The sequence below is a fragment of the Faecousia sp. genome, from assembly GCF_048519415.1.
In the GTDB taxonomy this organism is placed as follows: domain Bacteria; phylum Bacillota; class Clostridia; order Oscillospirales; family Oscillospiraceae; genus JAZOXB01.
Map to the genome: position 1 here is coordinate 1 of NZ_DBFZUT010000089.1, position 7,812 is coordinate 7,812.

The 7,812-nt window shown below is 57.6% G+C and carries 9 protein-coding genes, 2 tRNA genes and 1 pseudogene; 3 read left to right on the forward strand and 9 right to left on the reverse strand.

The window, feature by feature from the left end:
• The first annotated feature begins 134 nt into the window (after positions 1–134).
• Positions 135–211 (forward strand) — tRNA-Asp (locus tag ACMKFF_RS09295).
• Positions 212–214: 3 nt separating this feature from the next.
• Positions 215–290 (forward strand) — tRNA-Thr (locus tag ACMKFF_RS09300).
• A gap of 90 nt (positions 291–380) precedes the next feature.
• Here ACMKFF_RS09300 and ACMKFF_RS09305 read toward each other — a convergent pair.
• The 4 genes from ACMKFF_RS09305 to ACMKFF_RS09320 form a co-directional block, all read right to left on the reverse strand.
• Positions 381–896 carry a tyrosine-type recombinase/integrase gene (locus tag ACMKFF_RS09305; RefSeq protein ID WP_419496757.1) on the reverse strand — a complete coding sequence of 172 codons (516 nt, stop codon included), beginning with the start codon at positions 894–896 and terminating at the stop codon, positions 381–383.
• 23 nt (positions 897–919) lie between these two features.
• Entirely contained in the window at positions 920–1,090 is a 171-nt protein-coding gene (locus ACMKFF_RS09310) for a helix-turn-helix domain-containing protein (RefSeq protein ID WP_302929144.1), read from the reverse strand.
• The gene (locus ACMKFF_RS09315) at positions 1,080–2,018 is read right to left on the reverse strand and encodes a tyrosine-type recombinase/integrase (RefSeq protein ID WP_419496758.1); all 939 of its coding nucleotides are present in this window, start codon (positions 2,016–2,018) and stop codon (positions 1,080–1,082) included. The genes ACMKFF_RS09310 and ACMKFF_RS09315 overlap by 11 nt, the downstream gene beginning before the upstream one ends.
• A 141-nt stretch (positions 2,019–2,159) precedes the next feature.
• Positions 2,160–2,546, reverse strand: a complete 387-nt coding sequence (locus ACMKFF_RS09320) for a hypothetical protein (RefSeq protein ID WP_419496759.1) — start codon at positions 2,544–2,546, stop codon at positions 2,160–2,162.
• A gap of 585 nt (positions 2,547–3,131) precedes the next feature.
• Here ACMKFF_RS09320 and ACMKFF_RS09325 point away from each other — a divergent pair.
• Positions 3,132–4,115 (forward strand): annotated as a pseudogene (locus tag ACMKFF_RS09325) (IS256 family transposase); the annotation flags it as partial.
• A 551-nt stretch (positions 4,116–4,666) separates the two neighbouring features.
• Here the strand turns inward: ACMKFF_RS09325 and ACMKFF_RS09330 are convergent.
• The 5 genes from ACMKFF_RS09330 to pyrF all read right to left on the reverse strand — a co-directional run.
• Positions 4,667–5,086 (reverse strand): aspartate carbamoyltransferase regulatory subunit, encoded by a 420-nt coding sequence (locus tag ACMKFF_RS09330; RefSeq protein WP_235254137.1) that lies wholly within the window; start codon positions 5,084–5,086, stop codon positions 4,667–4,669.
• 18 nt (positions 5,087–5,104) lie between these two features.
• The gene (gene pyrB, locus ACMKFF_RS09335) at positions 5,105–6,019 is read right to left on the reverse strand and encodes an aspartate carbamoyltransferase (protein WP_302929151.1); all 915 of its coding nucleotides are present in this window, start codon (positions 6,017–6,019) and stop codon (positions 5,105–5,107) included.
• Between the two features lies 1 nt (position 6,020).
• On the reverse strand, positions 6,021–6,671 hold the full coding sequence (pyrE, locus tag ACMKFF_RS09340) for an orotate phosphoribosyltransferase (RefSeq protein WP_419496760.1): 651 nt from the start codon (positions 6,669–6,671) through the stop codon (positions 6,021–6,023).
• A 23-nt stretch (positions 6,672–6,694) separates the two neighbouring features.
• On the reverse strand, positions 6,695–7,345 hold the full coding sequence (locus tag ACMKFF_RS09345) for an HAD family hydrolase (protein ID WP_419496761.1): 651 nt from the start codon (positions 7,343–7,345) through the stop codon (positions 6,695–6,697).
• The coding region (gene pyrF, locus ACMKFF_RS09350; RefSeq protein WP_419496762.1) for an orotidine-5'-phosphate decarboxylase at positions 7,345–7,812 on the reverse strand (468 nt) is incomplete at its 5' end. The genes ACMKFF_RS09345 and pyrF, both read right to left, overlap by 1 nt.

Sequence of the window (7,812 nt, forward strand, 5' to 3'; positions counted from 1 at the left end):
GTAGAGCAGCGGTCTCCAAAACCGCGTGTCGAGAGTTCGAATGTTTCTGCCCCTGCCATTTTCCTATTGACAACGTATGTTGTTTCTGGTATACTCTAAAAGCTTGAGTTCGACAAGATCTCCTGATAATTGATGGCCAAGTAGTTCAGTTGGTTAGAACGCCAGCCTGTCACGCTGGAGGTCGTGGGTTCGAGCCCCATCTTGGTCGCCATATGCTGCTGTAGCTCAGTCGGTAGAGCGCATCCTTGGTAAGGATGAGGTCGGCGGTTCGAATCCGCCCAGCAGCTCCACGCAAACCCTGTAACCACAACGGTTACAGGGTTTGTTTTGTTTTATCGTTTCTTAGTTTCGTTGGACTTTCCAACAGATCTTCCAACAAGCTATTGCTGCGTCTGTTTTTGCAGCGTTGCAATGATCAATTTAGCAATGTCGGGATTTTCTTGCAGCAGGCGGTACGCCTGTTCCGCAGAGTTATCCAGCGGCTTTTCCTGCGGCACATCAGCCCGTTTCTGGAAGAAATCCGCCTCTACCTTCTCCGTCAACCGGCGGCGCTCCTCGTTGTTGGTATGGGCGTACAGATCTGTTACCATACGGGATTGTGCGTGGCCAGTATCGCCCTGCACCGCCTTGATGTTTCCGCCGCCGATTTGCAGCTTCAGCGAGGCGCTGCAATGCCGCAGACTGTGAAAAACTACCGGCGGCAGTCCTGTGGCATCGGTCAGCTTGCGGAGCAGAAAGGCAATCTGCCTTTCCTCGTAGGGACGTCCGTCCTCATGGGCAATCACAAGGCCAAAGTCCTGATAATCGCTGTCCAGCATTTCTTTTGCCCTCTGCTGCCTATCTTTCTCCCCTGTGAGCGCCATCGAAACGGTTTTCGCCAGAAATACCTTCCGCACACTGCTTTCCGTTTTTGGAGCCTTTAGTACCAGCGATGTTGATGATCCGGTCTGCTTCCACTGCGGACGCTCCGTATCTGTCCGCTGCGGATCAGTTCATAGGCGGTGTTGCGCCCGATGCCGAGAATGGGCATCAAGTCCCCCACCCGCAGTGTCACGGGCAGCTCATGCAGGTCACGATACTTATTCTCCATGGGCAGCGCCTCCCTTTACGGATGCCAGATAGATGTCCGTTACATCGGGCCGCTCGTGCCCCAGCAGACGGGAGACGGTAAAATGGGCATCCAAAGGCGTCATGCCGCCGTTGATGAGAGATGTATACTTTTCAGCAGCGTAGGTATGTCGCAGTCCATGGAAGGTAATGCGCCTGTCCGGCGCTGTAGGGTCACAGATAGCGTCAGGGTCGCGGAGGATAAACTGCTGCATGCCATTGATGGCCCGGTCGGTGGAGATGCCATCCGGCACCAGCAGCTTGTGTCCGCGCTCCGTTTTGTCCAGCAGCCGTTCTAGCATCATCGTGATACGGTCGTCCTCGATGGGAACAATACGCACCTTGCCGCTCTTGCCCTTTACGGTGAGGGCGTTTTCGCGCAGCGCACGCTCCGCCGCGGCGGTGTCCATGCGAAAGCACTCGTGGATACGCAGACCGGCATAGCGGGCCAGATACAGGGAGAGGATGTAGTCCTCCCGCTCCTCCGCCATGGCTCGGCCGATCAGCTTGCCGAACTCCGAGTTCGTCCATGTACGATCCTGCTGCCCGAAGCGGCGGCGTTCCAAAGCAACGCCTAGTTCCTCGTTGCCCGGCAGCGCATAACGGGGATGGGACATCTTATCATGGAAAAAATGGATAGCGGAGAGGTCGGTCTTGATGGTGCTGGCGGATTTGCCTTGCTCTTGTAGATAGAGAACGTAGCTTACTAGATGCTTGCCGCTGACGTTCTCCAGCTTTTGGAGATGGTAGTGGGCGGCGAGGTAGGCGCAGAAACGCTTGACCGCCTCGTAGTAACGGCCTTTCGTGCGGAAGCTGCCCTGACGGTTGTGGCGGGCCAGCTTGTCCAACTGGGTAACGAGGGTGTGGTAAATGCCTTTTGTGGTCATATAGAGAAATCTCCTTGTAATCATAGTTGTGTTCAGACGGGCGCACTTCACCCGTTGGCAAGGAGCGCCGTTTCCGGCGCATTTCCGCAGAAAGGATAGACTGCCGCAAACGGAAAGCCTTGATGCTGCGCGCTTTTCGCGGCCTGTCCGTATGTCTGTCTCTCTTTACTTGTGCCAGGTCAGTACACTGCCACATGAGGCAAACATGCCCTGCTCCGATGGAGCGGTGGCGGACACCAGGCCGCTGAACTCGGCTGCGGAAGGCTCCGCCGGTGTCCTGTGATCCGCCCGGTGACGGATCGAAGGATGTGCGATACCCCGTATGACCGGCGCCGCACTCTGACTGCGGCATACAGGGCGGGAGCTTGCCTCTCCCTGAACGATTTTCCTGCCGTATCGTCCCAACGGCTTTTTACAAAACTTCTTTTCCTGATCTGCGCCGAAGTGATTCCGGCGCTCTTTCTTTTCCTGCGGTATCGCGGCGTCGGCAAGTGCCGCGACAAAATAGTAAGCAAAAACGCAGGAAGAATCTTCCTGCCGTTTCGGCTTCATACGATCCTTCCTGCGTTTGCAGTATTGTTCAATTTTTGATGGCCACCCCGGTTTCGGGAGGCGCATTTTGACATACTTCGGGTTCTTAGTCAGAGCGAAAAGCTGTTGATTACAGCCTTCCACCCGTGCCTGCTCTGCTCCGACCTAAATGCGCGATGCCTTAAGTACAGGTACATCATGGCACGGCGGCAAAGCGGCATACAGGTGGAAAATGCCGCGAGAGAAAATTTCTCGCAGCATAGTCATTAAAGCACGAGGGCGCAGTGGCCCGAATCTCAAACGGGAGCGTGGTGCTCCTCAGTACAAACTTTACAACGTGTGCGGTGCAGATCATAGACCTGCAAATGGTGCACAAATAACTGGATAATCTTTATATACCACAATATATTGTCGCTGTCAATATAGAAATTCCGATATATTGCACTTTCCCGGTAGTTGAAAATAGCTAATACGCATTATCTCCGTGTTAAATGCGTATTACAGGCGCACCGCAAAAATAATGCGTATTGCGTGCGTATTAAAAGTGTATTGGGCAAATATGCTTCCGCTCATTTGCAGCAAGATAATGTACAATAATATGACCGCGACGTCACGCTCCACATGCCCCGCCTCAAGGGCATATCCTTCGAGACTGCCATCATCGAGCGGTATCGCCACCGGGAGAGCAGCGTGGAGGAGGCCCTCATCGAGATGTACCTGGCAGGCGTTTCCGTGCGCCGGGTAGAGGACATCACCGAAGCGCTGTGGGGCAGCAAGGTCTCGCCCGCCACCATCAGCGAGCTGAACAAGAAAGCCTACGTTCACATCGAGGACTGGCGCAACCGCCCGTTGCGGGGCGGGCGCTATCCGTATGTCTACGTGGACGGTATCTACCTGCGCCGCAACTGGGGCGGAGAGTACGAAAATGTGGCAATTCTGGTGGCAATTGCCGTGAATGAGGACGGTTTTCGTGAGGTTTTAGGTGCCGCCGAGGGCATGAAAGAGGACAAGACCAGCTGGATCAATTTCTTTCAGTGGCTTCGCGGACGCGGCTTGGACGGCGTAAAGCTCATCGTTGGCGACAAGTGCATGGGGATGCTGGAGGCCGTGGGCGAGGTGTTTCCGGACGCCAAATATCAGCGCTGCACGGTGCATTTCTACCGCAACGTTATCTCCGTTGTGCCCAAATCCAAGGTCAAAATTGTGGCAAAAATGCTCAAGGCGATCCACGCCCAGGAGAGCAAGAAAGCGTCCCGCGAGAAGGCGAAGGCCGTGGTCGCCGAGCTGCACGCCATGAAACTGAAGCAGGCGGCAAAGAAGGTCGAGGACGGCATCGAGGAGACGCTGACCTACTGCAATTTTCCCAGCGAACATTGGACCCGCATCCGTATCAACAACGTGATCGAGCGGCTGAACCGTGAGATCCGCCGCAGGACGCGGGTGGTGGGGACGTTCCCTGACGGCAACTCCGCTCTGATGCTGGTCTGCGCGAGGCTTCGCCATGTGGCAGGTACCCAGTGGGGCTGCAAGAAATACATGAACATGAAGCACTTGGAGGCGGTCATGGACGACGCCTCTGTTGCCGGCTGATTTCACTCAGCCGGAGCCTGCAAATAATTTTGCGTATAAATCTTGACGGGACCGACTATTGTGGGAAAAGAAATCTCCCTGTTATAGTAGAAATGCGGTCTGGCAGCTGCAAGCTGTAAAGCAACGGGAGACCATTCAGAAATGAAGTGGCAGAAGAAGTTTAGCAGACTATACCAACGCCACATGAGGCGTGGCCGACAGCATGGAGCTTTGCCCGCGTAAGGAATATCCCCGGCCAAGCCGGGGATATTCCTTACGTCTCTCTGCCATGATTACAGTGCAAAACAGAAGAACATACTCCGGGCCCTTCATCGCCATGTCCTAATTGATAAAGAGCTTTCATTGTTCCTGCATCGCTGCAATAGAGGGTATCCGAAGATTCTCTCTATTGTGATGATATGCCGAGCATCCTCCATGGTGCATCTGAAGCCTTCGGCTTTGCGCCCGGACAGTACAGCGTGCTGAGAGGAGGCTCCCTGTGCGTCGAGGCTTGTCTGATTCTGCATACTTCTCTGCAAGCAGGATCTTCTCGACTTCTGCCTTACAAAAGCCTATTTACCCGCCTGCGTTTCGCAGTAGCGGCAGCGGTAAACGCGCTTTTCACGATCCGTTAGCACAAACTCCTGCGGCAGCTCCTGCTCAACGGAGGTGATGCAGCGCGGGTTTTTGCACTTGAGCACGCCGCGGATGCGCTCAGGCAGCTTGAGCGTGCGCTTTTCCACAAGTTTCCCGTCGCGGATGATGTTGACGGTGATGCTTGGATCGACGTAGCCGATCAGGTCCCAGTCAAGGTCCATTTCGCGGTCGATCTTGATGATGTCCTTGCAGCCGAGCTTGCCGCTCGTAACGTTTTTGAGGATGGCCACCGTGCAGTCAAGCTGATCGAGGCCGAGGATCTGATAGAGCTCCATGGATTTTCCCGCGGTGATGTGGTCGATGACGATGCCGTTTTGAATAGAGTCAATGATCATTGTGTCGCACTTCCTTTCTCACTTGATTTCCAACAGCTTGAGGATCAGCGCCATGCGGATGTACTTGCCGTACTGCACCTGCTTGAAGTAGCACGCGCGCGGGTCGTCGTCCACGGCGACGGAGATCTCGTTCACACGCGGCAGCGGATGCAGGATGCGAAGAGACTCCTTCGCGCCCCTGAGCTTGTCGGACGTGAGGATGTAGCTGTCCTTGAGGCGCAGATAGTCTTCCTCGTTGAAGAAGCGCTCGCGCTGCACGCGCGTCATGTAGAGGATGTCCAGCTCCGGCATGACGGTCTCGAGGTCGGTGGACTGCGTGTAAGGGATGTTCTTGGCCTTGATGTACTGCTCCTTGACATAGCGCGGCAGCTTGAGCTCCTCGGGGGAGATGAGCACGAAGCGGATGCCGGTGTAACGGCTCATCGCGGCGACGAGGGAGTGTACCGTGCGGCCGAATTTGAGGTCGCCGCAGAGACCCACCGTGAGGTTTTCAAAGCGCCCCATCTCGCGGTGGATGGTCAGAAGGTCGGTCAGCGTCTGCGTGGGGTGGTTGTGGCCGCCGTCGCCGGCGTTGATGACGGGCACGAGCGAGTGCATGGAGGCGACCAGCGGCGCGCCCTCCTTGGGATGGCGCATGGCGATGATGTCGCTGTAGCAGCTCACGGTGCGGATCGTGTCCGCCACGCTCTCGCCCTTGGCGGCGGACGAGCTTTTCGCCTCCGAGAAGCCGAGCACCTGCCCGCCGAGGGAGAGCATCGCGCTCTCAAAGCTCAGACGGGTGCGGGTGGAGGGCTCGAAGAAGAGGGTCGCGAGGATTCTGCCGTCGCACTTGTGCGCGTATTCGGCGGGGTGGTCGATGATGTCGCAGGCGGTATTCACCAGCTCCATGATCTCCTGCTCGGAGAGCTCCAGAATATCGATCAGGCTTTTCATATCAGTTTGTTCCTCCTTTTTTGATCCAGCTTTCGTCGGCGGGGTCATCGCGGAAGGCCAGCAGCCGCGCAACGTCCGCCTCGGTGATGTAATGCTCCTCTGCGCCCACGCGGGCGATGGTATCCAGATTTGTCAGGCTCACGCTCTTGACCTTCGCCTCGACCATGCGCTCAACGCCCTTTTTCATGCCGTAGGTGAAGATGCTCACGACGCCCAGCACCTCGGCACCTGCCTCGCGCAGCGCCGCGACCGTATCCAGCACGCTGCCGCCGGTGGAGATGAGGTCCTCGATCACGACGACCCTCTGCCCCGCCTCGAGCCTGCCCTCAATCTGATTTTTTCTGCCGTGGTCCTTGCTGCCCGAGCGCACATAGCCCATGGGCAGGCCGAGCAGATGCGCGGCGATGGCGGCGTGGGCGATGCCCGCCGTGGCGGTGCCCATCAAAACCTCCGCCTGCGGAAACTCACGGTGTACCGTGTCCGCAATGGCGCGCTCGACTGTCTCACGCACGGCGGGGGCGGTGAGAATGAGGCGGTTATCGCAATAGATCGGGCTTTTGATGCCGCTCGCCCAGGTAAACGGCTCCTGCGGGCGCAGAAAGACCGCACCGATGGAGAGCAGGCCCTGTGCGATTTTGCTGCTGATGTCCATATCCATGTTCCTCCCGTTGTTTTTTATTCCTGAAGCAGAATTGCTTTCAGCTCGTTGAGATCGGCGGCAAGATGCTCCGCTCCGGCGGCGGTCAGCTCCTCGCGGCTGCCGTAGCCGTAGAGTACGCCGATTGCCTCAAGGCCGTTGGCGTGCGCCCCGTATATGTCGTGGCGGCGGTCGCCGACCATGACGGCGTGTCCCGTCACATCGGCGCGCATGAGCGCCGTGCGCACGACGCTCGCCTTGTCCGCGCTGGACTTATCCTCCAGACGGGAGCCGCAGATGTCGTCAAAATACTGCGCCAGCTCAAAATGCCGCAAAACTCTCCGCGCAAATTCCTCCGGCTTCGACGTTGCAATCACCAGCCGCAGTCCCGCTGCGCACAGGCTTGCAAGCAACTCGGCCATTCCGGCATAAGGGGCGTTTTCCGCCCAACCGTAGCGTTCAAAATAAATGCGGAACTCGCGGATCGCCCGCTCTGTTTCCTCTTCATTCATCCCGCAGAGCGCAGGGAAGCTTTCGTGGAGAGGCGGACCGACAAAAGTGGTCAGCATGTCTGGAGAGGGGACCTCCCGGCCAAGACGCTTCAACGCATAGGACACCGAGTTCACAATGCCCTCCTGCGAATCCGTCACCGTTCCGTCCAGATCAAAAAGGACTGTATCCCAGCGCATCAGTCCACAAACTCCTCTCGGCAGCGGCGGTAGGCAGCCACGGGGTCCTCCGCCTGCGTGATGGGACGGCCGACAACGATATAGTCGGAGCCAAGTTCTTTGGCCTTGGCCGGCGTGGTGACCCGTTTCTGGTCGCCCGCGTCCCCGTCGGCAAAGCGCACACCGGGGGTCACGGTGAGGAAGTCCTTGCCGCAGCGCTCATGGACAACGCCCGCCTCCAGCGGAGAGCACACCACGCCGTCCAGGCCCGCCTGCGCGGCGTTTTCGGCATAGTGCATCACCACCTCGGCAAGCGGCTTTTCGATCCACAGCTCCCGCTCCATGCGCTCCTGCTCGGTAGAGGTGAGCTGGGTCACGGCGATGAGCAGCGGCCGAGTACCGTCGGGGCGCGTCAGACCCTCCAGCGCGGCGGTCATCATGGCGGCGGTACCGGCGGCGTGGAGGTTCACGATGTCCACATCCAGCGC

Coding starts and splice junctions, on each gene's coding strand:
- ACMKFF_RS09310 (WP_302929144.1), bottom strand. CDS start 1,090: ATGGAGAATAAGTATCGTGACCTGCATGAGCTGCCCGTGACACTGCGG.
- ACMKFF_RS09315 (WP_419496758.1), bottom strand. CDS start 2,018: ATGATTACAAGGAGATTTCTCTATATGACCACAAAAGGCATTTACCAC.
- ACMKFF_RS09320 (WP_419496759.1), bottom strand. CDS start 2,546: ATGAAGCCGAAACGGCAGGAAGATTCTTCCTGCGTTTTTGCTTACTAT.
- ACMKFF_RS09330 (WP_235254137.1), bottom strand. CDS start 5,086: ATGATCATTGACTCTATTCAAAACGGCATCGTCATCGACCACATCACC.
- pyrB (WP_302929151.1), bottom strand. CDS start 6,019: ATGAAAAGCCTGATCGATATTCTGGAGCTCTCCGAGCAGGAGATCATG.
- pyrE (WP_419496760.1), bottom strand. CDS start 6,671: ATGGACATCAGCAGCAAAATCGCACAGGGCCTGCTCTCCATCGGTGCG.
- ACMKFF_RS09345 (WP_419496761.1), bottom strand. CDS start 7,345: ATGCGCTGGGATACAGTCCTTTTTGATCTGGACGGAACGGTGACGGAT.